The organism is Brachybacterium sp. AG952, from assembly GCF_004362645.1.
GTDB classification, from domain to species: domain Bacteria; phylum Actinomycetota; class Actinomycetes; order Actinomycetales; family Dermabacteraceae; genus Brachybacterium; species Brachybacterium conglomeratum.
Genome location: NZ_SNXV01000001.1, coordinates 71,842 through 93,211, shown reverse-complemented (window position 1 = coordinate 93,211; position 21,370 = coordinate 71,842). Strand labels below are relative to the sequence as shown.

The window sequence follows — 21,370 nt, the reverse complement described above, 5'->3', positions numbered from 1 at the left end:
CCCGTCCTCAGGCGTACGCGCGCGAGTCGTCCCGGATCTGGCCCACGAGCTCCTCGAGCATGTCCTCGAGGGTGACCACGCCGATCACCTCGCCGCCGGGACCGGTCGCGGCGCCGAGGTGCGCGCCGGAGCCCTGCATCTCGGCGAGCGCGTCGCGCAGCGGCTGGTCGCCGCCGATCCGGGGCAGCGCCCGGATCCGCTCCGCGGGGATCGGCTCGTCGCGCGTGGCCTGGACGGCGTCGAGCAGGTCCTTGATGTGGACGTAGCCGGTCAAGCGCCCGTCGGCCGCCTTCACGGGGAAGCGGGAGTAGCCCTCGACGGCCGCGGCCTCCGCCTGTGCGGCGGTGGCGCCCTCGGGCAGGGTCGAGACCTGCTCGAGCGGGATGACCAGGTTCGCGACCGAGCGGGCCTCGAAGCGCAGGGCACCCAGCAGCAGCGCCTCGTCGTTGTCCTCGAGCAGCCCGCCCTCGCGGGACTCGCTCACCATCGCCGCGACCTCGTTGCGGGTGAAGGCGCTGGTGACCTCGTCCTTCGGCTCGATCCCCATCATCCGCAGCACGAGGTTGCCGATGGAGTTCAGCAGCCACAGCAGCGGCCGCAGCACGGTGACGATGCCCATCAGCACCGGCGCCAGGATCAGCGCCATCCGCTCGGGGCCGGCGAGCGCGATGTTCTTGGGCACCATCTCGCCGAAGACGACGTGGAGGTAGGTGACCAGGGACAGCGCGATCACGAAGCTGATCGGGTGGGTGAGCGCGCCCGGCACGCCGATCGCCTCGAAGGGGCCCTCGAGCAGGTGCGCGATCGCGGGCTCGCTGATCGCGCCGAGCGCGAGGGAGCAGACGGTGATGCCCATCTGGGCGCCCGCCATCATGAGGGAGACCTGCTCCATCGCGGAGATCGTCACCTTCGCGGCCCAGTTCCCCTCGAGCGCCTTCGGCTCGATGACAGAGCGCCTCGCGGAGATCAGCGCGAACTCCGCGCCGACGAAGAAGGCGTTCAGGAGCAGCAGGACCAGGGTGGCCAGCAGGCCGACGTAGTCGCTCATCGGGACACCTCCTCGTCCTCGGCCCGCACATCCGTCTCGTCGGGCGCCGCCTCGACGATCACGTGCACGGTCTCGATCCGCATCCCGTCGATCTCGACGACGACGATCCGCAGGCGCGCCGGCTCCTCGCCGGGCGCCGGGTCGGTGTCCACGACGATCTCGTCGCCGACCTCGGCCAGACGGCCGAGCTCCATCGTGACCAGGCCGCCGAGGGTGTCGTAGTCCTCGTGCTCGGGCACGGTGACGCCGAGCCGCTCGGTCGCCTCGTCGGGGCGCATGCGCGCATCGAGATCCCAGGAGCCGTCGGGCTCGGGGGTGTCGTCCGTCTCCTCGTCGTGCTCGTCGCGGACCTCGCCGACGATCTCCTCGACGAGATCCTCGAGGGTGATGAGGCCGGCGTGGTCGCCGAACTCGTCGACGACGACGGCCATCTGCAGGCCACCGGCGCGGAGGGTGTCCATCAGGTCGTCCAGCGGCACCGTGTCGGGCACGAACGTCGCCGGCCCCATCACGGCGTCCACCCTCGTGGTGGGCCGCTCGTCGAAGGGGACGGCGAGGCCGTGGCGGATGTGCGCGACGCCCGCGATCTCGTTCTCGTCGTCCTGCACGGGGAAGCGGGAGTGCCCGGTCTCGCGGGCGAGCTCCAGCAGGTCGGCGACGGTCTGGTCGACCTCCAGGGAGTCGACCCGGCCGCGGGGCACCATCGCGTCGTGCGCGCGCCGGTCGCCGAAGGCGAGGGTGCGCTGCACCAGCGAGGCGGTCTCCTCGGCGAGGGCGCCCTCGTCGGCCGAGCGCTTGACCAGGACGGACAGCTCGTCGGCGCTGCGGGCGGAGCTCAGCTCCTCCTGCGGCTCGACGCCGAGCGCACGCACGACCGCGTTCGCGTTGCCGTTGAACAGGCGGATCGGGAGGCCGAAGATCGTGCTGAACAGGCGCTGGAAGCCGACGACCAGCTTCGCGGTGCGCAGGGGCTGCGCGATCGCCATGTTCTTGGGGACCAGCTCGCCGAAGATCATGGTCATGCCGGTGGCGAGGACTAGAGCGAGCGCGACGGACGCGGAGCGGGCCGCGACCTCGCTGAGCCCGGCGTCCACGAGCGGGGGGCCGACGAGGGCCGCGATCGCGGGCTCGGCGAGGAAGCCGATGCCGAGGTTGGTGACCGTGATCCCCAGCTGCGCTCCGGAGAGCTGCGTGGAGAGCGTCTTCATGCCCCGCAGGACACCGCCGGCGCGCTTGTCGCCGCTCTCGGCGGCGGCCTCCACGTCATTGCGGTTGACCGTGATCAGGGAGAACTCCGCGGCGACGAAGGCGCCGCAGGCCAGCACGAGCAGGAGCCCGATCGCCAGCGAGACGAGGGGGCCGATCAGATCCATGGACGGATCCCCCCGTGGGAAGTGAATGAGTGCAGGCCCGAAGGCCTGGGACTGTCACTGGGGGCGTCGCTGGCGGCGCTCATGATCTCCTGGTGCTCCTAGGGAACCGCGCCGTCTCTCGGCGGGGAATGCAGGAATGCTACAGCCCGCCCCCTGGACGGCGGGAGGGAACGCGGGGGAGCGCTCAGCGCCCGTCCGCGTCGGCGGCCCGACGCTGCAGGAAGGCGGCGACGGCCCGGAGCTCGATCTCGTCGACCGCGTGGCCGAGCTGCGGGCGACGCTCCTCCTCGAGCGCGGTGTGCGCGCCCATGAATTCGCGCACCGCCTGCTCCCGCTCGGGATCGTAGAGGGGGTCCATCCCGCCGTGGCCCCACAGCGCAGGCGGACGCACCTCCGCGAGCGCGGCATCGCCCTGCATCGCAGCGGGGAACGGGAAGCCGGAGAGGTTCACGACGAACCGGAGCGCATGCGGATCGCGGCGCAGCAGCTGGAGGGCGACGGCGCCGCCCTGGGAGAACCCGATCGCGCCGACGACGGGGCGGTCCTGCGCGGCGATCCACTCCTCGACGGCCGCGGAGGAGGCCTCGATCGCCTCGGGCCGGTCCGGGGCCACGGGCATGTCGAACCAGGCGAAGCCCTGCACGTACCGGAAGATCCCGCGCACGGAGACGTACTCGAAGACGGGCGGGAGGAAGGCCACGAGGCTCGCGAGGTCGCGCTCGTCGCTGCCGAGCCCGTGCATCAGCAGCACGATCGGGGCGTCCTGCGCGCCGCCGCGCACCACGGCGCTGGGGTCGAGGTGCGGGGAGATCAGCTCCACGGGGCCGTACTGGGGCGAGGTCGTCATGGCACGAGGCTATCGACCCGCAGGCGTCAGGGCAGGGAAGAACCCCCAGGTCGCGCGGTGCGCTGGTCGGAAGGACGAGGTCCGACCCCTGGGGGCCCCGGCAGCTCGGTGGTATTCGCTGCGCGTCCGTAGGAACGGTCGCCTCAGCGGCGAGCCACCTCACATGTCCGATCAGAGATCACTTCTCGGATCACCTCCTTCCCTGTGTGCTCACACCGTAGGCCCGTCGTCACCCGCGAGCAACGGATTAAACGGGGACGGCGTCGCCGCAGGTCAGGGCAGGGGCGGTTCCTCCTCGGGGAGGATCTCGTCCAGTCCCCCGTCCTCGCGGGCGATCTCGTCAAGCTGCTCGTCGTCGACGTCGGCCTCCATGCGGTCCTCGTCGCGGTTGCCCTGCTCGGCGGCGGTCGCGCCGTCGGCGCCACGCGCCATGTCCGTGTCGATGCCGTGGGCGTCCACGAGGCGCTCCTCGGGGCCCTCGGCGGCGGCGCGATCGAACTCCAGGGTGTCGTCGATGCTGACCTCGTCGGAGTCCGGCGCCGGATCCTGCCCCTGGACCTGGTCCACGTCCTGCCACTGGTCCTCTCCCAGCGGCCCGTCCTCGCCCTGGGTCGTGCTCTCGGGGTCGAAGCTCTCGGTCATGTGTCTTTCCTCCGGAGGGTGCTCGGGCGGTCAGCTCAGGGCGTCGATGATCGCCGCGTTGAAGGCGTCGAGATCATCGGGTGTGCGGGAGGTGATGAGGCGGAACCCGGCCTCGTCGTCGATGACCACCTCCCGGTCCGCCCAGCGGGCACCCGCGTTGACGAGGTCGGTGCGGATGGCGGGGACGGAGGTCAGGTCGCGGTCGGCGGCGAACCCGGTCTCGACCAGCATCCAGGGAGCGTGGCAGATCGCGGCGACGACCTTGCCGTCGGCGCCGAAGGCCCGCACGAGCTGCTGGGCGGCCTCGTCGGTGCGCAGCTGGTCGGCGTTGAGCGTGCCGCCCGGGATCACGAGGGCGTCGAAGTCGACGGCCCTGACCTGCTCGTAGGTGGTGTCCACGGGGACCTCGGGGCCGGGGTCCCTGTCGCCCGCGAGGGTCTTGACGACACCGGGCTCCGTCGCCGCGACCGTCACGGTCGCTCCCGCCTCACGCAGCGCGGCGATCGGCTTCGTCAGCTCATCGGACTCGGTGCCGAAGTTGGTGGTCAGGACCAGGATGCGTCGATCGTTCAGGGCAGCCATGGGGCTCTCCTTCCGTCGGTGACACCTGCGACGCTAGCACCGCGGAGCGGGCCGCGCCCTCCCGTTCGACCGACCGTTCGGGGGTGCCCCTCAGGTGCCGCAGAAGGTCATGAAGGCATCGCCCCCGTCGCCCGGCCCCTCGAGATCCTCGAGCCCCTCCCGCCGCTCGAAGGGCGACCCCACGGCGTCGAGCAACCTCAGCACCGGTGCCATGTCCCCCAGGTGCGCGGCCCGCAGCGCCGCCTCGAGATGGACGTTGCGGGGGACGTACAGGGGGTTCGCGCGGCGCATCGCCGCACGGGCCTCGTCGGCCGAGTCCCCGTCGCCCCGCAGCGTTTCCCAGCGCCGCGACCAGTCCTCGAACGGTGCCGGCTCCGCGAACAGCCCCGCCGCCGTGCCCCCGCCGAGCGCCCGGAAGAACCCCGTGTGGTCCACCCGCTGCTCCTCGAGGAGGGTGAACAGCTCCTCCCCGAGCTCCCGCACCTCGCCCCGCTCCCCGCGGACGCCGAGCTTCGCCGCGAGCCCGTCGGCGTACGCGTCGAGATACCTGCTCTCGAACCCCTCGAGGACCGCCGTCGCCCTGGTCACCGCAGCATTCGGCTCCCCTTCGATCACCGGCAGCAGCGCCTCGGCGAAGCGGGAGAGGTTCCACAGCGCGATGCCGGGCTGGTTGCCGTAGGCGTAGCGGCCGCCGCGGTCGATCGAGCTGAACACGGCGCCGCGGCGGTGCACGTCCAGCACGGCGCAGGGCCCGTAGTCGATGCCCTCGCCGGACAGCGTCATGTTGTCGGTGTTCATCACCCCGTGCACGAACCCGAGCAGCATCCACTGCGCCACCAGGTCCGCCTGCGCCTCGGACACGGCCTGCAGCAGTCCCAGCGGCCCGTCGGCCGACGGGTGGTGCCGGACGATCGCGTGGTCGACGAGCCGCCCCGTCACCTCGGGCCCCAGGTGCCAGGAGGCGTACTCGACGGTCCCCACCCGCAGGTGGCTCGCGGCGACCCGCACCAGCAGCGCACCCGGCTCGTCGGTGACCCCCTGGCGCGGCGCGATCCTCTCCCCGGTGGTGAGCACGGCGAGGGCGCGCGTGGTGGGGGCGCCGCAGGCGTGCAGCCAGCGCCCGATCACGGCCTCGCGCAGCATCGGACCGAGCGGCGCCTTCCCGTCCCCGCCCCGCGCGAAGGGCGTCCTGCCCGCCCCCTTCAGGTGCAGGTCCCGTCTTCTGCCCCGGGCGTCGACGATCTCCCCCAGCAGCACCGCCCGCCCGTCGCCGAGCTGCGGGTTCGCGGTGCCGAACTGGTGGCCGGCGTAGGCCTGCGCGACGGTGCCCTCGATCTGCCCGGTCAGCAGCGCCATCCCGTCCTCGCCCTGCAGCCACTCGGGATCCAGCCCCAGCTCGCGGGCGAGCTCCTCGTCGAGCCAGACGAGCTCCGGACGCGGCGGGACGTCGGCCCGCCACGGCGTCGAGAGCTCGGGCAGCTCGGCGGCATAGGTCTGATGGATCTCGGGCACGGCTCACCTCTTCCCCACCAGGCTACGCCGTCGGGCCTTACCCACCACCAACATCTGCGGCTCGGACCAGCACATGGTCCGCGGCCGCACCACCGCCCCCGAGGACCTCGTGCTCGGACACGAGATCACCGGCGAGGTCGTCGAGACCGGGCCGGGCGTGGAGTTCATCAAGGAAGGCGACCTGGTCTCGGTCCCCTTCAACATCTCCTGCGGCCGCTGCGAGATGTGCAAGACGGGCCGCACCGAGATCTGTCTGAACGTGAACCCGGACCGTCCCGGCAGCGCCTACGGCTATGTCGACATGGGCGGCTGGGTGGGCGGGCAGGCCGAGTACGTGGTGGTCCCCTATGCCGACTGGAACCTGCTGAGGTTCCCGGACAAGGACCAGGCCATGGAGAAGATCCTGGACCTGACCATGCTCTCGGACATCTTCCCCACCGGCTTCCACGGCGCGGTCTCCGCGGGCGTCGGCCCGGGCAAGTCGGTGTACATCGCGGGCGCAGGCCCCGTCGGCACCGCCGCCGCCGTGGGAGCGCAGCTGCTCGGCGCGTCGGTCGTGATCATGGCCGACATGAACGCGGACCGCCTCGCGAACGCCGCGACGTTCGGCTGCGAGACGATCGACGTCTCGAAGGAGGACCCGCGCGAGGGCATCGCCCGGATCCTCGGCCGCGAGGAGGTCGACGCGGGCGTGGACGCCGTGGGCTTCGAGGCCCGCGGGCACGGCAAGGACGCGGCCGAGGCTCCGGCGACGGTGCTGAACACGCTCATGGATATCACCCGCGCGGGCGGTGCGCTCGGCATCCCGGGCCTGTACGTCACGGGTGATCCGGGCGGCGTCGACGAGAACGCGAAGGTCGGCTCGCTCTCGATGCGACTCGGGCTCGGCTGGGCGAAGGCGCTCAGCTTCACCACAGGCCAGTGCCCGGTGATGCGCTACCACCGCCAGCTCATGGAGGCGATCCTCCACGACCGTGTCCAGATCGCCGACGCCGTCAACGCCACCGCGATCTCGCTGGATGACGCCCCGAAGGGCTACGCCGAGTTCGACTCCGGCGTCGCCAAGAAGTACGTCATCGACCCGCACGGCGTGACCGGCAAGGTCCAGGCAGCCTGACCTGGCACGACACCTGACATCGGTGTGAGGACGAGCAGTCCTCACACGGATGTCAGGTCACCCGACGTTCACCCCGACACCACCCAGGTGTCTCCCAGGTCACATACGGTGCTCGAGGCCCTCCCCTCCAGCGAGCAGGATCCTCGATGCCCTCCGTGCCCCGCGCCCCCGCCCTCACGCAGACCCGCTGGCTCGCGCTCCTCGCGGCCTTCGCCCTACTCCTCCCCGCGCTCCCGACCTGGCCGGCCGCTCCCGCCGCGGCGGAGGTCACCGACGAGCAGCTCGCCGAGGGCGGGGTGCTGCGCGACTCGCAGGACTACCGCGTCGCGCCGGGCCTGGACCTGACTACCTTCTCCCGCCTCGAGGAGGGCGGCTGGAAGGAGGGCAGCGTCCTCACCGCCGACCTCACCGAGTCGACCCTCTCGGTCGACGTCACCGACGACGGCACCGTCACGGGCCGCTCCCCGCTGACCGATGTGATGCACACCGGCGAGCGCGGCGACCGCGCCGTCGCCGCGGTCAACGGCACCTTCTTCGACATCAACCACTCCGATGCGCCGCTGCGCACCTCGATGAGCTCCGCCGGCGTGCGCATGGGCACCTCCGAGGCGATGCCCGCCCTCACGCTCGCCGACGGGAAGGCCGCGATCCAGGCCCTCTCCGCCTCCGGCGAGCTCACCACGGCCGACGGCGCCGTCCACGAGCTCGAGGGGATCAACAACCCCTCCCTGCCCGAGGACGGGATCGGGGTGTACACCCCGGCGTGGGGCGACTACACCCTGGACCGGCCCGTCGGCGCGCCCGAGGCGATGTCCGAGGAGATCGCGCTGGCGACCGTCGTCGACGGCACGGTCACCGAGGTCACGGAGGTGCAGGGCTCCGCCGGTGACCCGGCGATCCCCGAGGACGGACAGGTGCTGCTGGGCCGGGAGGACGGCGCCGACATGGTCGCGGACCTCGAGGTGGGCGATGAGGTCGACATCGAGATCGGCCCCGACCAGGACGTCGACCTCGGCATCGCCGGCAGCCATCAGATCCTCGAGGGCGGCGAGGTGCCGGACATGGGCGAGGACTCCCTGGTCACGACCTCCCATCCCCGCACCGCCGTGGGCGTCAGCCGGGACGGCAGCGAGCTGTTCGTGCTGGTCCTGGACGGCCGCAGCACCGCGTCCACGGGGATGACCCTGCCGGAGCTGGGGCAGATCCTCGAGAACATGGGCGCGCACAACGCCGTCAACCTCGACGGCGGCGGCTCCTCGGCGCTGGCCGCCCGCACCGCCGGCAGCGAGAGCGAGGCGATCTGGAACAGCCCGTCGGACGGGGTCGTGCGCGAGGTGCCCAATGCGCTGGTGTTCTACTCCGACGCCCCCGCCGAGGAGCTCGCCGACGTGCAGACCTCCCTCGCCCTCGAGGGCGAGGACGCCGTCTTCCCCGGCCTGCAGCGATCTCTCGAGGCGACCGGTCTCGCCGCCGACCTCTCCCCGGTGATGGCCGACGGCGCCTTCACCGCGGAGGGCGCGGTGGAGCTCGAGCAGTCCGACCAGGCCGGCGCCGCCGTGCGCGGCACAGGTCCCGGCGGCGGCGCCGTCACCTACACCGCCGCAGGCCATGAGGCACGGCAGGAGCTGCGCGTGCTCGGCGAGCCCGTCGGCCTGCAGGCCTCGGAGCGCTCGCTGAACCTCCCGGACGCCGAGACCTCCCGCACCGTGGCCCTGACCGGCTACGACGCCGACGGACGTCGCGCCCGGATCGAGACGGCGGATGTCGAGGCCACGGTATCCGACGGCTTCGAGGTCACCGACGACGGCCTGGGGAGCTGGAGCGTGCGCGCGACCGGCGAGGCCGCCACCGGCACGCTCACCCTCCGCGCCGCGGGCCTGTCGACCACGGTCCCCCTCACCCACGGCACCGAGGAGCAGCAGGTCCTCGACTTCTCGGACCTCTCCGCCTTCAGCGACGACGCGGCTCGGGCGACCGGCTCCTTCGAGGCGGCCGAGGGGCCGGCCGGCGAGGACGGCGAGCCGACGCCCGGCGTGCGCATGACCTACGACTTCACCACCTCCTCGGCGACCCGCGGCTACTACCTGGTCGCGGACGAGCCGGTGACGGTGGACGGCTCGACGCAGGCGCTGACGATGGACGTGCTCTCCGACGGCAGCGGTGCCTGGCCCCGGCTGCAGGTGCGCGACGGCGAGGGCACGGTGACGAACCTCGACGGCGAGAACCTGGACGGCGAGGGCTGGCAGAGCGTGCGCTTCACGGTGCCGGAGGGGCTGCCGCAGCCGCTGACCGTCGAGCGCCTGCGGATCATGGAGACCCGCCCGGAGGCGCAGTACACGGGCGACATCACCGTCGCGAACCTCCGCGCGACCACCACCCCGCAGGCCGAGCTGCCCGAGGAGCCGGGGATCCATGACGCGGCGCTGCTGGCGAACGGCGACGTCTCGGACCGTGCGCAGCGGATCGCGGTGATGAGCGATGCCCAGTTCGTCGCCGCCTCCCCGGACTCGGACGCCGTCGAGGGCGCGCGCCGCACCCTGCGGGAGATCCGGGAGGCGTCCCCGGACCTGCTGGTCATCAACGGCGACCTGGTCGACGAGGCCTCGCCGGAGGATTTCGCCCTGGCCCAGCGGATCCTCGAGGAGGAGTGGACGAGCGACATCCCGTACGTCTACGTGCCCGGCAACCACGAGGTGATGGGCGGGGACATCGCGAACTTCGAGGAGGCGTTCGGGCCGACGTCGACCGCGCAGGATCTCGGCGCGACGAAGGTCATCACGATGAACAGCGCCCCCGGCACGCTCGCCGGGGACGGCCTGGGCCAGCTCGAGATGCTCGAGGAGCAGCTGGGCGCGGTGGCGGAGTCCGATGCGCTGACTGGCGCGGTCGTGTTCTTCCACCACCCGACCGACGATCCGCTGCCGAGCGAGTCGAGCCAGCTGTCCGACCAGCGGGAGGCCCGGGCGATCGAGGAGCAGCTCGCCGAGTTCCGGCGCACGACGGGCAAGTCCGTCGCGCTGGTGAACGCCCATGCGGGCGTGTTCCACGGCGCCGCGGTCGAGGGCGTGACCACGCTGGTGAACGGCAACTCGGGCAAGTCCCCGGCGGGCACGCCGGCGACGGGCGGCTTCACGGGTTGGACGATGCTGGGCATCGATCCGGCCTCGGGCGTGGTGGGCCGGAATCCCGCCACGCAGGATCGGGTCGACTGGCTCGCGGCGGAGACTCGCCCGTGGGTCGACTCCCTCGTGGTCGGGGGCCGGGACCAGCTGGCGGTGGGCGAGGTCGGGGAGGTCTCGGCGACGCTCACGCAGGACGGCCGGGAGGTGCCGGTCGCGTGGCCGGTCACCGCCCAGTGGGGCGGCACCGGGGTGCATATCGCGACCGGCGGAGCGGGCGACGAGCAGCCGGACCGGCGTGACGTCGTCCGCGTCGATCCGCGCACCGGCGAGATGACCGGGCTGCGCCGCGGCGCCGCGACCGTGACGGTCACGGTGAACGGCGAGACGGCGCGGATGACGGTGAAGGTCGCCGGCGAGGGCCGGTGAGCTAGAACGGCGGGTCGCCGAGCGCGGCGATCGCATCGGGGTCCGGCGGCCGGAGCCGGCTGCGCAGGTGGGGGTGGGCGATGGCCATCGCCTCGCGACGCTGCTCGTCGACCCGTTCTCGTCGTGGCCTGGACTTCTCCGCGGCGACGTGGCGCTCCGCCTCGGCGTGGAGGCGCTGGTGGATCCGCCACGCGGCCTCGAGGGCCTCTGCGGTGACGGGGGTGACGAGGTCGGTGTGCTCGACGGTACGGGCACGGACGCCGCCGTCGATCTCCCAGTCGGTGGTGACGGGGCCGGGTGCGTCGTCGGGCTCGCGGGTGGGGTCGAGGAGCCCGGCGGTCTTGAGCTGGTGGTGCCTCCAGCACAGCCGGTGCAGGTTCTGGAGTGACGTCGGGCCGCCCTCGTCGGGGTGGTCGTGGTCGTACGCGACGATGTGGTCGTCCTCCGCGGCGAGGCGGGTGGGCCGTTCGCATCCCGGCACCGCGCAGAGCGGATGGCGCAGCCGCAGCTGGAGCCTCGCCTGGGCGGTGGGGTGGTAGGTCTCGGCGACCGCGTCGCAGGGCGCCCCGATGATCGGGTCGGTGAGGATCCGCAGCCAGGTCGGCTCCCCGGCGGCGAGGTCCCGGGCGAGCTCGGCCGGGATCGGCGTGAGCCCGTCGAGCATCGCGGGGGTGTTCTCGAGTCCCATCAGGGTCGTGACCGGCACGGTGACGAGGATCTTGTAGGGGCTGCGGGTCTCCTGGACCGGGTCGATGTCCAGCACGGAGTGGGTGAGGATCGCGTAGCGCAGGGTCGCGAGGGAGAGGGCGCGGCCCCGCTCGGCGAGGTCGCCGTCGATGTCGAAGGGCAGCGGCCCCTCCTCGCCGTCGCGCAGGGCGGCGCGCTGCGCCTTCTGGACGGTGCGCGCGGCGACGTCGAGCCGGTGCGCGAGACCCTGGATCTCGGGGATCGGGCCGGTGACGTAGAGCGAGGCGGTGCCGGCCTTCGTGTCGACGTCGAGCAGCTCGACGGAGCGGGAGGCTCGCGGCGGCTCGGGGACGGTGCCCGCGGTCGCGAGCCGCACGGCGAGGCGGACCTGCGCCTCGAAGGTGGCCTTGGAGACCGCGGGGATCTCCACCCCGGCGAGGTGGCGGTCCACGGCCTCCTTCTGCGCATCGTCCAGCCTCCGCACCTGGCGCAGCAGATAGCGGTGGAAGTCCTCGGGCATGTCGCCGCGCGCGAGGTGGACGAAGGTCGCCGGCATGAGATCCACGGAGGTGCGCGCGTCCAGCACCATCGACCAGGCGCGGGCGGCGGAGGTGCGCAGGCCCACGGCGACCTTCACGCCGGTCATGTCCGCGTTCTCGGGGATGCCGCCGGTCTCGGGGTCCTCGCGGAAGAACACCGCCAGCTGACGCAGCTGGTGAGCGTAGAGCCGCGCCCTCGTCTGCATGGTGCGATGCAGTGCGAGCACCCGCGACGCCTCGATCGTGCCGGGCTCCACCTCGGCGAGCAGCTGCTCCTGGTCCAGCGGCCGACGGGCTCGCACTCTCCAGCGCGGGGCGGGAGACTGCGTCGCGCCGTCGGTCACGGCGGGTGTCCCGGCTGTGGCGATGCTGCCCTGGGTGGCTTCGTCGGCGGTCGCCGCGTCTACAGCGCTGCCGGCGCCGGTTCCCGTGCCGGCGTCGGACTCGGACTCGAGCGGGGCCCCCGACCCCTCGTCGAACTCACCCATCACGCCCTCCTTCCCCGATCCGTGGACGGGACGGCCTCGGTGCCGTCCGCTGTCGCGACAGAGAATCTCTTTCAAGACTCCCAACACCTCAAACAATACCGTCGAAACGGACATTCCAGAAGGGCTCAGGCGTAGTGGGGATGAATTTGTGGGTAACCCACCTGTGGGGAGGAGAGGTCGCGGCCGGCGCGTTATGCGACGGCCACTCGAGGGAGGGGCAGGGCGCTGCGGAGGTGGGAGCGGAGGCAGGGACAGGAGCATCACGCTGTGGGGGTGGGAGGAGGGGCGGGGATGGGAGCAGGGTGCTCCGAGGGCCGGAGCGTGGGCGCGAGCAGGGGTGCCGCGGGGACGGGAGCACGTGCCCGACGGGAACGGGTCCCGAACGGTGACGGCACCGGAGAGGACGGGCGCGGGACAGGGCCTTACCCGAGAACACCGAGATCGTCGCCATCCCCGCTCTTTGCGAATTGTCAAGTGCACGCTCAAGAATGTGGAAAAGCGCGACTTGGGAAGAGCCGTCGGAATTGATTCTCGCGGCGACGGCGGCGTCGTGCGGAGCTCATCGACGCACGCGGCGGGCGCCCGCACGCACCACCCGCACCGGCGACCGCGCGCCCGGCACCGAGTAGTGTCATCCCCATGACCGCACGCACCACGTACCTCCTGGTGGACGGTGAGAACATCGACGCCACCCTCGGCGTCTCGGTGCTCGGCCGACGACCCCAGTCCGACGAGCGCCCCCGCTGGAACAAGCTGCTCCAGCACGCCGAGCACGCCTGGCACCAGCCGGTGCGGGGCCTGTTCTTCCTCGCCGTCGGCGACAGCCTCCCCTCCGGGTTCGTGCAGGCCCTGATCGCGCTGGGGTACAAGGCGATCCCGCTGCGCGGCGAGGGCAAGGTCGTGGACATCGCGATCCAGCGCACCGCCGAGGCGCTGCAGGACCGCCCGGCGGACGTCATGCTGGTCAGCCACGACAAGGACTTCGTCCCGCAGATGACGGACCTCGCGGCGACGCCGGACCGGCGCACCGCGCTGGTCGGGTTCCGCGAGTTCATGGCCACGGACCTGCAGGACATCCCGGGGATCGAGTTCCACGACCTCGAGTACGACGTGCACGCCTTCACGAGCCGTCTGCCGCGCGTGCGGATCATCGACATCGACGAGTTCGACCCGCTGGAGTTCATCCTCTGACTGGCCGACGACCGATCGGTCGTCGGACTGTACACACCTCGGGGTGGGTGCCCAGGGTGAGGGCATGGCTGGATACACCACGACCAACCCGACCACGGGACGAACCGACAAGCAGTTCCCGGCTCTGGACTCCGCGGGCGTGGAGGACGTGCTCCGACGGACGCACGCCGCCTTCCCGGACTGGCGGGGGACGCCTCCGGAGCGACGCGCCGAGATCCTCGAGCGCGTCGCCGACGCCTACGACTCCCGCTCGGAGGAGCTGGGACGACTGATCGCCATCGAGATGGGCAAGCCCCTGGCGCAGGGGATCGGCGAGGCCGAGCTGGCCGGATCGATCTACCGGTGGTACGCGACGCACGGCCCCGAGCTGCTCCAGGACGAGCTGCTGGACCCGCAGGGAGCGCAGGAGTCGCTCGTGCAGACCGAGCCGATCGGCCCGCTGGTCGGCGTCATGCCCTGGAACTTCCCGTACTACCAGGTGGCCCGCTTCGTGGCCCCCAACCTGATGACCGGCAACACGATCATCCTCAAGCACGCGGAGATCTGCGCCGGCTCCGCCGAGGTGATGGCCGAGATCCTGCACGACGCCGGGGTCCCCGACGACGCCTACGTCAATGTCTTCGCCGATCACGACCAGATCGCCGAGATGATCGCCGATCCGCGCGTGCGCGGCGTGTCCCTCACCGGCAGCGAGCGAGCAGGAGCCGCCGTCGCCCGGACCGCGGCGGAGCACCTCAAGAAGTCCGTGCTGGAGCTGGGCGGCTCGGACCCGCTGATCGTGCTCGAGGACGCCGACATCGCCCGGGTCGCCCGCGCGGCGGCCACCGCGCGGCTGTCGAACGCGGGCCAGGCCTGCAACTCCCCCAAGCGCATGATCGTCCCGAGCGCACGGCTCGACGAGTTCGTCGCGGCGATCGTCGAGGAGTTCGAGGGCGCGACGCTCGGGGACCCGCTGGACGAGAGCGTCGACGTCGGTCCGCTCTCCTCGCTCGGCGCGCGCGACGGCGTCGTCGAGCAGGTCGCCCGCGCCGTCGAGCAGGGAGCGACTCTGCACACGGGAGGCGACGCGCTGGACCGGGAGGGCGCATTCATGCGGCCCGCCGTGCTGACCGGCGTCACCCCCGACATGGACGCCTACTCCGAGGAGATCTTCGGCCCGGTGGCGGTCATCTACGGTGCGGAGTCCGTCGATCACGCCGTGGAGCTGGCGAACGACGTGTCGTTCGGGCTGAGCGGCTCCGTCTGGAGCGAGGACCTGGCCCGGGCGCAGGAGGTCGCCGACCGCCTGGACGTGGGGATGGCGTACGTCAACGAGCACGGGACGACGCTGCCCGGGCTGCCCTTCGGCGGGGTGAAGCGCTCCGGCTACGGCCGCGAGCTCGGCCGCTGGGGCATGGGCGAGTTCGTCAACGTCCGCCTGCGCCGCACCGCCGTGCGCTGAGCAGGGCCGGGGACGCGCTCCGCGGCGATCGACGGCAAGTGCTCAGCCCGTCGTCACCCGCTGGTCACTTGTCGGTGCTGGGGTGGAGCGCATGTCCCACGCACCCCGGACCCCCGCCCGCCGCCGCGACTCCTCGCTCGCCCTCCCGCCCCTCGGCCGACGCACCCTCCTGATCGGGGCGGGCCTCGCGCTCGGCGGCACCGCCGCCTCGACCCTCCCCGCCCAGCGCGCCTTCGCGGAGGACGCGGGGCTGGACCCCACCGGGACCACCCTCGAGGCGGTCGCGGTGCCCGAGGCCGGGGAGAGCGGCACCTACCGCCGCCTCACCGCCGGGCCCGGCTACGCCTTCGAGGTGCGCGAGGACGCGCTGGACCACGCCGCGCAGGCCTCCCGGGCGGACACCCGCGTGCCACTCGCCTCGTTCGTCCAGTTCACGGACCTGCACGTGCTCGACGCGCAGTCCCCGATGCGCTTCGAGTTCCTCCACGACATCACCGGCTCGGCGTTCCGCCCGCAGGAGTCGCTGACCACCCAGGGCGCCGTCTCCCTCATCGAACGGGTCAACGATCTGCGCCGCGGCCCCCACACCGGGCGCGACCTCGACTGCGTGGTCACCACCGGCGACAACACCGACAACCACGAGCACGTGGAGCTCGACTGGTTCCTCGCCCTCATGAACGGCGGGGAGATCACCGCGAACACCGGGGCCGACGGGACCTGGGAGGGCGTGCAGACGGGCGGCTCGACCCACTACTGGCATCCCGGCGGCGAGGTCGAGGACCGCTACGCCGAGGCCGGGTTCCCGCAGCTGCCCGAGCTGCTCGCCGGTGCCATGACCACCCACACGAGCCCAGGCCTGGACATCCCCTGGTACAGCGTCTTCGGCAACCACGACGACTCGATCAGCGGCACCCTCCCCACGGACTGGGACGTCCTGCGGGAGATGTACACCGGCTCGTGGAAGTTCACCGGCTTCGCCTCGGAGACTGCGAACCGGCAGCTCGAGGCGCAGGTGCGCACCGCGGAGGCCGGCGGCACCGGCGAGGCGCAGCGCCAGACCCTCTCCAGCTCCCTCGACCCCGAGCGCCGGTACGAGGTCACCCCCGACGAGCGCCGCGAGCCCTTCACCCCCGAGGAGTACATCCGCGCCCATCTGGGCCAGACCCCGCGCGTCGGCGCCCCCGGGCACGGCTTCACCGAGGAGAACGCGGTGGAGTCGACCGGCTACTACACCTTCGAGATCGCGCCGGGCGTGGTCGGCATCGCGCTGGACTCCACGAACCGCGCCGGCTTCACGCAGGGATCGCTGGGCCACGCCCAGTACCGCTGGCTCGAGGAGACCCTCGAGGAGGGCTCCAGCCGGTACTACGACGGGATCGGGCGCCTCCAGCGCACGCAGTCCGAGGACACGTACTTCGTGGTCTTCAGCCACCACACCCCGGACACGATGAACAACCTGCTGCTCGAGCCCGGCGTCGGCGAGCTGCGCCATGCCGGCTGGGACGTGGAGAACCTGCTGGGCCGCTTCCCGAACGTGCTCGCCTGGGTCAACGGGCACACGCACACCAACACGATCGCGCTGCACGGCGACGACGTCGCCGAGCGCCGCTACTGGAAGATCACCACCGCCTCGCACGTGGACTTCCCGCAGCAGGCGCGGGTGCTCGAGGTGGTCGACAACCGCGACGGGACGCTCTCTCTGCTCAGCACCCTGATCGAGGCGAAGGCCCCGTACCAGGGCGAGGGCCTGGCGAGCCTGTACCGGGAGCTGTCCTTCAACGACCTCCACGCCGAGCGGGCGCAGGAGGGCGAGGGTCGGGACCGCAACGTCGAGCTGCTGCTGGCGGCGCCGGGGCACTGAGACGGGGCGCGGCCCGCCGCTGCGGGCCGCGCCGCCCGCCGCAGCACCCGGACATGAAGAATCCCCTCTGACCTGCTGGTCAGAGGGGATCTCTCGCGGTGCGCAAGGGGGGACTTGAACCCCCACGCTGTTGCCAGCACACGGACCTGAACCGTGCGCGTCTACCAATTCCGCCACTTGCGCGTATCTCCGGCACCGGGTCTCGTGGCGCCGAGGCCGAAGGTTCCCTTAGGTTACCCCCGCCGAACCCTGAGCCCAAGCCGACATCCTGCACAGTAACGAACGCCACTCCGGGCCGGTTCGACGCCTCGACGCTCAGCGCATCGACTCGGCCTCCTCGAAGGCGGAGTCGATGTCGGCCGGATCGATGCGGCGTCGGCCCACCACCACGTAGAGGACGGTCGCGACGATCACCGCGGGGATGCCGACCATCGCGGCGACCTGCATGCTGGGCCGCACGAACACGGTCGCGAAGACGGCGGCGAGGCCCACCAGGCCGACGCCCGCGGTGACCACGCCGCCCGGCATGCGGAAGGTGCCGCCCCGCTCGCCGCGTCGGCGGAAGGCGATGTAGGTCGCGAGGATCAGCGCCCACACCATGATCACCGAGAACACCACGAGGCTCATCATGTAGCCGAACACCCCGCCCACGCCGCTGAAGGCCAGCAGCGCCGCGCCGATCAGGCCGATCGAGCTCAGGGCGATGCCGACGGCGGGGACGCGGCGGGCCGTGACGTGCGCGGCGAAGCGCGGCGCGAGCCCGTCGGAGGCGAGGGAGTGCAGGATCCGGCTGCCGGCGTAGAGGTTCGCGTTCGCGGCCGACAGCGCCGCGATCAGCACCAGCAGGTTCGTGATGTGCGCGGCGCCGGGGATGCCGATCCGGTCGAAGACCATGACGAAGGGTGAGGTGGCGACGTCCTCGCCGGTGCCGGCGGCCTGCTGCCACGGCACCAGGCACACCACGATCCCGATGCACAGCACGTAGAAGAAGGCCAGGCGCACGATCGTGGTGCGGGCGGCGGTGCGGATCGAGCGGGCGGGATCCTTCGCCTCCGCGGCCGTGATCGACAGCAGCTCGATGCCGCCGAAGGAGAACATCACCACCGACAGGGCGACCCACACCGCGGACCAGCCCATCGGGGCGAAGCCCCCGTCGGCCGTGAGCTCGACGAAGCCGGGCGCCTCCTGGCCAGGCATCCCGAAGAACACCAGCACGGCGCCGATCAGGATGAACACGAACACCGCGATCACCTTGATCGAGGACAGGAAGAACTCGATCACGCCGAAGGAGCCGACGCTGGAGAGGTTGATCGCGATGATCAGCGCCGCGAACAGCAGGATCCCGGCCCAGATCGGCACCGCGGGCACCCAGTAGGCGAGATAGGCGGCGCAGGCGACCAGCTCCGCGCCGGTCACGCAGACGGTGACGATCCAGTACAGCCAGCGGCTGAGATAGCCCCAGAACGGGGAGAGGTAGCGGGCGGCGAGGGTGCCGAAGCCGCCGCGCACGGGGTGGCGGGAGGCCATCTCGCCCATCGCGAGCGCGATCGTCGCGGCGATCAAGGCGCCGAGCGCGAAGGAGATGATCACGGCGGGGCCGGCGATGCCGATCGCCTCGCCGGAGCCGAGGAACAGGCCGGTGCCGAGCGCGGAGCCCATGGCGATCATCGCCATCTGGCCGTGGCCGAGCGAGCGGGCGAGCTGCCCGTCGGCGCGCTCGTCGGAGGAGGGGGTCTGGGTGGTCACCCGTCGAGGGTAGCCCCGACCTGCGGCCGGGGTCGGGACCTGTCAGCCCTCGGTGTCGAGGTCGTCGCGCACGGTGGCGTTCAGTCCGACGAGCAGCAGCACGCCGGCCGGGACGAGGACGAGAAGGCCGATGTCGGCGATCTCGGGGACGAGGGTGAGGCCGTAGCCGGCCGAGAGCAGGAGCACGGCGAGGGCGACGAGCCACATCGCGTAGGGTCCGCGGGGGCGGGGGTCGCGGGGGCGGCGGGTCGGAGGGCGGGTGGGCTTCTGGAAGGTCGTCATGTCCTGACTCTTCCGGATCCCGGCGACGGGCACATCCTGCGATGGGAGGAGCCGGCGGCGGGGATGGTCGGGCGACGGTCCGACGATGGTCGTGGGGGCGATCCCCCGGGCTCCCTCAGGCGATGCCGCGGAACCGGTCGATCGCGTCCTTGGCGTCCTTCAGGCTCGCGCCGGTGCGCTCGCGGTACACCTTGATCGCCTCGATGACCTTCCCCTCCGCGACGAGCCGACGGCACTCCTCCGGCACGCGCGGAGCGCCCGACTCCTCGCGGAGCCGCTCGAGCTCCGCCTCGCCGACGCCGGCCCGCTCGGCGAGCAGGCCGACGAGGCCCTCGAGCCGTGCGTTCTGCGCCTGGAGGTTCTCGAACATGGTCTGCTGCTGCCTGGTGCGTCCGAACATGGCGACAACCTATCCGGCAGGCGGCCCGAGGAGCCTTCGACGAAGGTCTCGGGAACGCAGCAGCGCCCCGCACCATGAGGGTGCGGGGCGCTGCGGGGTCGATCAGGCCGGATCAGGCCTTGGCGGCACCCTTGGCGGCGACGACCTGGACGACGAGGTTCGCGAAGATCTCGTCGTGCAGGCGCACGGTCGCCTTGTGCTCGCCGAGCGAGCGGATCGGGGTGGCGAACTCGACGGTGCGACGGTCGATGTCCTTGTCGAACATCGCCTTGACGCCCTCGGCGACCTCCTTGGAGGAGACCGCACCGAACAGACGGCCGTTCTGGCCGGCGCGCTCGGCGATGACGACGGGCTTCGACTCGAGCGACGCCTTCAGGGCCTGCGCCTCCTCGATGTTCGCGATGGCGCGCTTGCCGCGGGCCGCACGGATCTGGTCGAGCTGACGCTGACCGCCCTTGGTCCACGGGGTCGCGAGACCGCGGGGCAGGAGGAAGTTGCGGGCGTAGCCGTCCTTGACCTCGACGACATCGCCGGCGGCACCGAGGCCGGTGACCTCGTTGGTGAGGATGAGCTTGCTGGTCATGTGCTTCCCTTCCTCGCTCAGCGACCGGAGGTCGAGTACGGCAGCAGGGCGATCTCGCGGGCGTTCTTCACGGCCTTCGCGATCTTGCGCTGCTCCTGGACGGAGACGCCGGTGACCCGACGGGCGCGGATCTTTCCGCGGTCGGAGATGAACTTGCGCAGCAGCGCGGCGTCCTTGTAGTCGACGGTCTCGAGACCGGCGGCCTTCAGCGGGTTCTGCTTCTTCTTCGGCTTGCGAAGAACAGGCTTGGCCATCGTGGTGCTCCTTCTTTCTGAGGGGAGCCCGGGCATGCACCCGGGATGGGGTTGTTCTGTGGGGTTCTCTGCGCGGGGTGCCGGGATCCGGCGCGCCGATCAGAAGGGCGGGTCGTCGTACCCGCCCTGGTTGCCTCCGCCGGCCCACGGGTCGGCGTTGGGAGCGCCCTGGGGCGCGCTGTAGCCGCCCTGACCGCCCTGGTTGCCGTATCCGCCCTGGCCGCCGAAGCCGCCCTGGCCGCCGCCCTGCGGGCCGCCGCCGAAGCCGCCTCGGCCGCCGCCACCGCCGCCGCGCTGGACCTTGGTGGCCTTCGCGGTCGCGTAGCGGAGGGAGGGGCCGATCTCGTCGACGTCCAGCTCGATGCTGGTGCGGTTGTTGCCCTCGCGGTCGGTGAAGGAGCGCTGCTTGAGGCGGCCCTGTGCGACCACGCGGGAGCCCTTCTCGAGCGACTCGGCCACGTTCTCCGCGGCGTCGCGCCAGATGGAGCAGCGGAGGAACAGCGCCTCGCCGTCCTTCCACTCGTTCGACTGGCGGTCGAAGGTGCGGGGGGTGGACGCGATGGTGAACGACGCGACCGCGACGCCGGACTGCGTGAAGCGCAGCTCGGGGTCCGCGGTGAGGTTGCCGATCACCGTGATGACGGTGTCATTCGCCATGGGTGCTCCTCTGCTCCGGGGGTGTGGTGGATCGTGCGGGGGTCAGAGACGGCAGGTCACTCGGCGTCGAGACGCATGAGCTTGGTGCGCATGACCGACTCGTTGAGCCCGAGCTGACGGTCCAGCTCCTGCGCGGTCGACGACTTCGCGGTGAACTGCAGGACGATGTAGATGCCCTCGGACTTCTTGTCGATCTCGTAGGCGAACTTCCGCTTGCCCCAGACGTCGACGTTGTCGATGGTGCCGCCCTCGGTCGGGACGACCTGGACGAGCTTCTCGAAGGTTCCGGTGACGGTCCGCTCATCGACGGACGGGTCGAGGATCACGACCATTTCGTACTTGCGCATGTTCTGGTACCCACCTCCTGTGGTCTCTGCGGCCACGGTCTCTCCGTGGCAGGAGGGTTCATGCCGCCCGTGCGGGCATCGGCGATGCACGTCACGGACCGCAACAGCCTACCCGGGCCCAGGAGCATCGGCCAGGGAGTACCCGCCGGTGCGCGGCGCATCACAGGGCAGGGGCGTCGGAGCCGGGCTGCGCGGCACGACCGATCGGTCCGCCCGCGCGATCGT

At 71.8% G+C, this 21,370-nt stretch carries 18 protein-coding genes, 1 tRNA gene and 1 pseudogene; 5 read left to right on the top strand and 15 right to left on the bottom strand.

The features are described 5' to 3' along the window. Positions 1–7 precede the first annotated feature (7 nt). The 6 genes from DEU31_RS00405 to DEU31_RS00380 all read right to left on the bottom strand — a co-directional run bounded on the left by DEU31_RS00405 (position 8) and on the right by DEU31_RS00380 (position 6,004). On the bottom strand, positions 8–1,048 hold the full coding sequence (locus DEU31_RS00405) for a hemolysin family protein (protein ID WP_010552064.1): 1,041 nt from the start codon (positions 1,046–1,048) through the stop codon (positions 8–10). Beyond that, on the bottom strand, positions 1,045–2,421 hold the full coding sequence (locus DEU31_RS00400; protein WP_133674968.1) for a hemolysin family protein: 1,377 nt from the start codon (positions 2,419–2,421) through the stop codon (positions 1,045–1,047). The genes DEU31_RS00405 and DEU31_RS00400 overlap by 4 nt, the downstream gene beginning before the upstream one ends. A gap of 184 nt (positions 2,422–2,605) precedes the next feature. After that, on the bottom strand, positions 2,606–3,268 hold the full coding sequence (locus DEU31_RS00395) for an esterase (protein ID WP_133674966.1): 663 nt from the start codon (positions 3,266–3,268) through the stop codon (positions 2,606–2,608). A 273-nt stretch (positions 3,269–3,541) separates the two neighbouring features. Further along, positions 3,542–3,910: a hypothetical protein gene (locus DEU31_RS00390; RefSeq protein ID WP_166649333.1), complete on the bottom strand. Its 369-nt coding sequence runs from the start codon at positions 3,908–3,910 to the stop codon at positions 3,542–3,544. Between the two features lie 30 nt (positions 3,911–3,940). After that, positions 3,941–4,492 (bottom strand): type 1 glutamine amidotransferase domain-containing protein, encoded by a 552-nt coding sequence (locus tag DEU31_RS00385; RefSeq protein WP_010552060.1) that lies wholly within the window; start codon positions 4,490–4,492, stop codon positions 3,941–3,943. Between the two features lie 90 nt (positions 4,493–4,582). Continuing rightward, positions 4,583–6,004 (bottom strand): protein adenylyltransferase SelO family protein, encoded by a 1,422-nt coding sequence (locus tag DEU31_RS00380; RefSeq protein WP_133674964.1) that lies wholly within the window; start codon positions 6,002–6,004, stop codon positions 4,583–4,585. Positions 6,005–6,047: 43 nt separating this feature from the next. Here DEU31_RS00380 and fdhA point away from each other — a divergent pair. Then, a pseudogene (gene fdhA, locus DEU31_RS00375) lies at positions 6,048–7,121 on the top strand (formaldehyde dehydrogenase, glutathione-independent); the annotation flags it as partial. A 146-nt stretch (positions 7,122–7,267) separates the two neighbouring features. Beyond that, on the top strand, positions 7,268–10,669 hold the full coding sequence (locus DEU31_RS00370) for a phosphodiester glycosidase family protein (RefSeq protein ID WP_133674960.1): 3,402 nt from the start codon (positions 7,268–7,270) through the stop codon (positions 10,667–10,669). Between the two features lies 1 nt (position 10,670). Here the strand turns inward: DEU31_RS00370 and DEU31_RS00365 are convergent, their stop codons facing one another. Further along, on the bottom strand, positions 10,671–12,383 hold the full coding sequence (locus DEU31_RS00365) for an HNH endonuclease signature motif containing protein (RefSeq protein ID WP_133674958.1): 1,713 nt from the start codon (positions 12,381–12,383) through the stop codon (positions 10,671–10,673). A gap of 639 nt (positions 12,384–13,022) precedes the next feature. Here DEU31_RS00365 and DEU31_RS00360 point away from each other — a divergent pair. The 3 genes from DEU31_RS00360 (at position 13,023) to DEU31_RS00350 (ending at position 16,876) form a co-directional block, all read left to right on the top strand. Next, positions 13,023–13,574, top strand: coding sequence for an NYN domain-containing protein (locus tag DEU31_RS00360; protein ID WP_010552056.1), 552 nt, complete (start codon positions 13,023–13,025; stop codon positions 13,572–13,574). A gap of 64 nt (positions 13,575–13,638) precedes the next feature. Next, the gene (locus tag DEU31_RS00355; protein WP_133674956.1) at positions 13,639–15,015 is read left to right on the top strand and encodes an NAD-dependent succinate-semialdehyde dehydrogenase; all 1,377 of its coding nucleotides are present in this window, start codon (positions 13,639–13,641) and stop codon (positions 15,013–15,015) included. 91 nt (positions 15,016–15,106) lie between these two features. Further along, positions 15,107–16,876: a TIGR03767 family metallophosphoesterase gene (locus DEU31_RS00350; RefSeq protein ID WP_133674954.1), complete on the top strand. Its 1,770-nt coding sequence runs from the start codon at positions 15,107–15,109 to the stop codon at positions 16,874–16,876. Between the two features lie 99 nt (positions 16,877–16,975). On the opposite strand, the gene DEU31_RS00345 is transcribed toward DEU31_RS00350, so the two are convergent. The 8 genes from DEU31_RS00345 to rpsF form a co-directional block, all read right to left on the bottom strand. Then, a tRNA-Leu gene (locus tag DEU31_RS00345) sits at positions 16,976–17,059 on the bottom strand. A gap of 132 nt (positions 17,060–17,191) precedes the next feature. After that, positions 17,192–18,622 carry an amino acid permease gene (locus DEU31_RS00340; RefSeq protein WP_133674952.1) on the bottom strand — a complete coding sequence of 477 codons (1,431 nt, stop codon included), beginning with the start codon at positions 18,620–18,622 and terminating at the stop codon, positions 17,192–17,194. A gap of 42 nt (positions 18,623–18,664) precedes the next feature. Then, positions 18,665–18,904, bottom strand: coding sequence for a hypothetical protein (locus DEU31_RS00335; RefSeq protein ID WP_010552052.1), 240 nt, complete (start codon positions 18,902–18,904; stop codon positions 18,665–18,667). 115 nt (positions 18,905–19,019) lie between these two features. Then, entirely contained in the window at positions 19,020–19,304 is a 285-nt protein-coding gene (locus DEU31_RS00330; RefSeq protein ID WP_010552051.1) for a hypothetical protein, read from the bottom strand. Positions 19,305–19,416: 112 nt separating this feature from the next. Beyond that, positions 19,417–19,887, bottom strand: coding sequence for a 50S ribosomal protein L9 (rplI, locus tag DEU31_RS00325; RefSeq protein ID WP_010552050.1), 471 nt, complete (start codon positions 19,885–19,887; stop codon positions 19,417–19,419). Positions 19,888–19,904: 17 nt separating this feature from the next. After that, on the bottom strand, positions 19,905–20,141 hold the full coding sequence (rpsR, locus tag DEU31_RS00320; protein ID WP_010533203.1) for a 30S ribosomal protein S18: 237 nt from the start codon (positions 20,139–20,141) through the stop codon (positions 19,905–19,907). A gap of 99 nt (positions 20,142–20,240) precedes the next feature. Further along, positions 20,241–20,798, bottom strand: coding sequence for a single-stranded DNA-binding protein (locus DEU31_RS00315; RefSeq protein WP_010552049.1), 558 nt, complete (start codon positions 20,796–20,798; stop codon positions 20,241–20,243). Positions 20,799–20,854: 56 nt separating this feature from the next. After that, positions 20,855–21,145, bottom strand: coding sequence for a 30S ribosomal protein S6 (gene rpsF / locus DEU31_RS00310; RefSeq protein ID WP_010552048.1), 291 nt, complete (start codon positions 21,143–21,145; stop codon positions 20,855–20,857). Positions 21,146–21,370 lie beyond the last annotated feature (225 nt).

What these genes read in the sequence shown, in the direction of transcription:
- DEU31_RS00405 (WP_010552064.1), bottom strand. Translation starts at nt 1,048, where the DNA reads ATGAGCGACTACGTCGGCCTGCTGGCCACCCTGGTCCTGCTGCTCCTG.
- DEU31_RS00400 (WP_133674968.1), bottom strand. Translation starts at nt 2,421, where the DNA reads ATGGATCTGATCGGCCCCCTCGTCTCGCTGGCGATCGGGCTCCTGCTC.
- DEU31_RS00395 (WP_133674966.1), bottom strand. Translation starts at nt 3,268, where the DNA reads ATGACGACCTCGCCCCAGTACGGCCCCGTGGAGCTGATCTCCCCGCAC.
- DEU31_RS00390 (WP_166649333.1), bottom strand. Translation starts at nt 3,910, where the DNA reads ATGACCGAGAGCTTCGACCCCGAGAGCACGACCCAGGGCGAGGACGGG.
- DEU31_RS00385 (WP_010552060.1), bottom strand. Translation starts at nt 4,492, where the DNA reads ATGGCTGCCCTGAACGATCGACGCATCCTGGTCCTGACCACCAACTTC.
- DEU31_RS00370 (WP_133674960.1), top strand. Translation starts at nt 7,268, where the DNA reads ATGCCCTCCGTGCCCCGCGCCCCCGCCCTCACGCAGACCCGCTGGCTC.
- DEU31_RS00365 (WP_133674958.1), bottom strand. Translation starts at nt 12,383, where the DNA reads ATGGGTGAGTTCGACGAGGGGTCGGGGGCCCCGCTCGAGTCCGAGTCC.
- DEU31_RS00360 (WP_010552056.1), top strand. Translation starts at nt 13,023, where the DNA reads ATGACCGCACGCACCACGTACCTCCTGGTGGACGGTGAGAACATCGAC.
- DEU31_RS00355 (WP_133674956.1), top strand. Translation starts at nt 13,639, where the DNA reads ATGGCTGGATACACCACGACCAACCCGACCACGGGACGAACCGACAAG.
- DEU31_RS00350 (WP_133674954.1), top strand. Translation starts at nt 15,107, where the DNA reads ATGTCCCACGCACCCCGGACCCCCGCCCGCCGCCGCGACTCCTCGCTC.
- DEU31_RS00335 (WP_010552052.1), bottom strand. Translation starts at nt 18,904, where the DNA reads ATGACGACCTTCCAGAAGCCCACCCGCCCTCCGACCCGCCGCCCCCGC.
- DEU31_RS00330 (WP_010552051.1), bottom strand. Translation starts at nt 19,304, where the DNA reads ATGTTCGGACGCACCAGGCAGCAGCAGACCATGTTCGAGAACCTCCAG.
- rplI (WP_010552050.1), bottom strand. Translation starts at nt 19,887, where the DNA reads ATGACCAGCAAGCTCATCCTCACCAACGAGGTCACCGGCCTCGGTGCC.
- rpsR (WP_010533203.1), bottom strand. Translation starts at nt 20,141, where the DNA reads ATGGCCAAGCCTGTTCTTCGCAAGCCGAAGAAGAAGCAGAACCCGCTG.
- DEU31_RS00315 (WP_010552049.1), bottom strand. Translation starts at nt 20,798, where the DNA reads ATGGCGAATGACACCGTCATCACGGTGATCGGCAACCTCACCGCGGAC.
- rpsF (WP_010552048.1), bottom strand. Translation starts at nt 21,145, where the DNA reads ATGCGCAAGTACGAAATGGTCGTGATCCTCGACCCGTCCGTCGATGAG.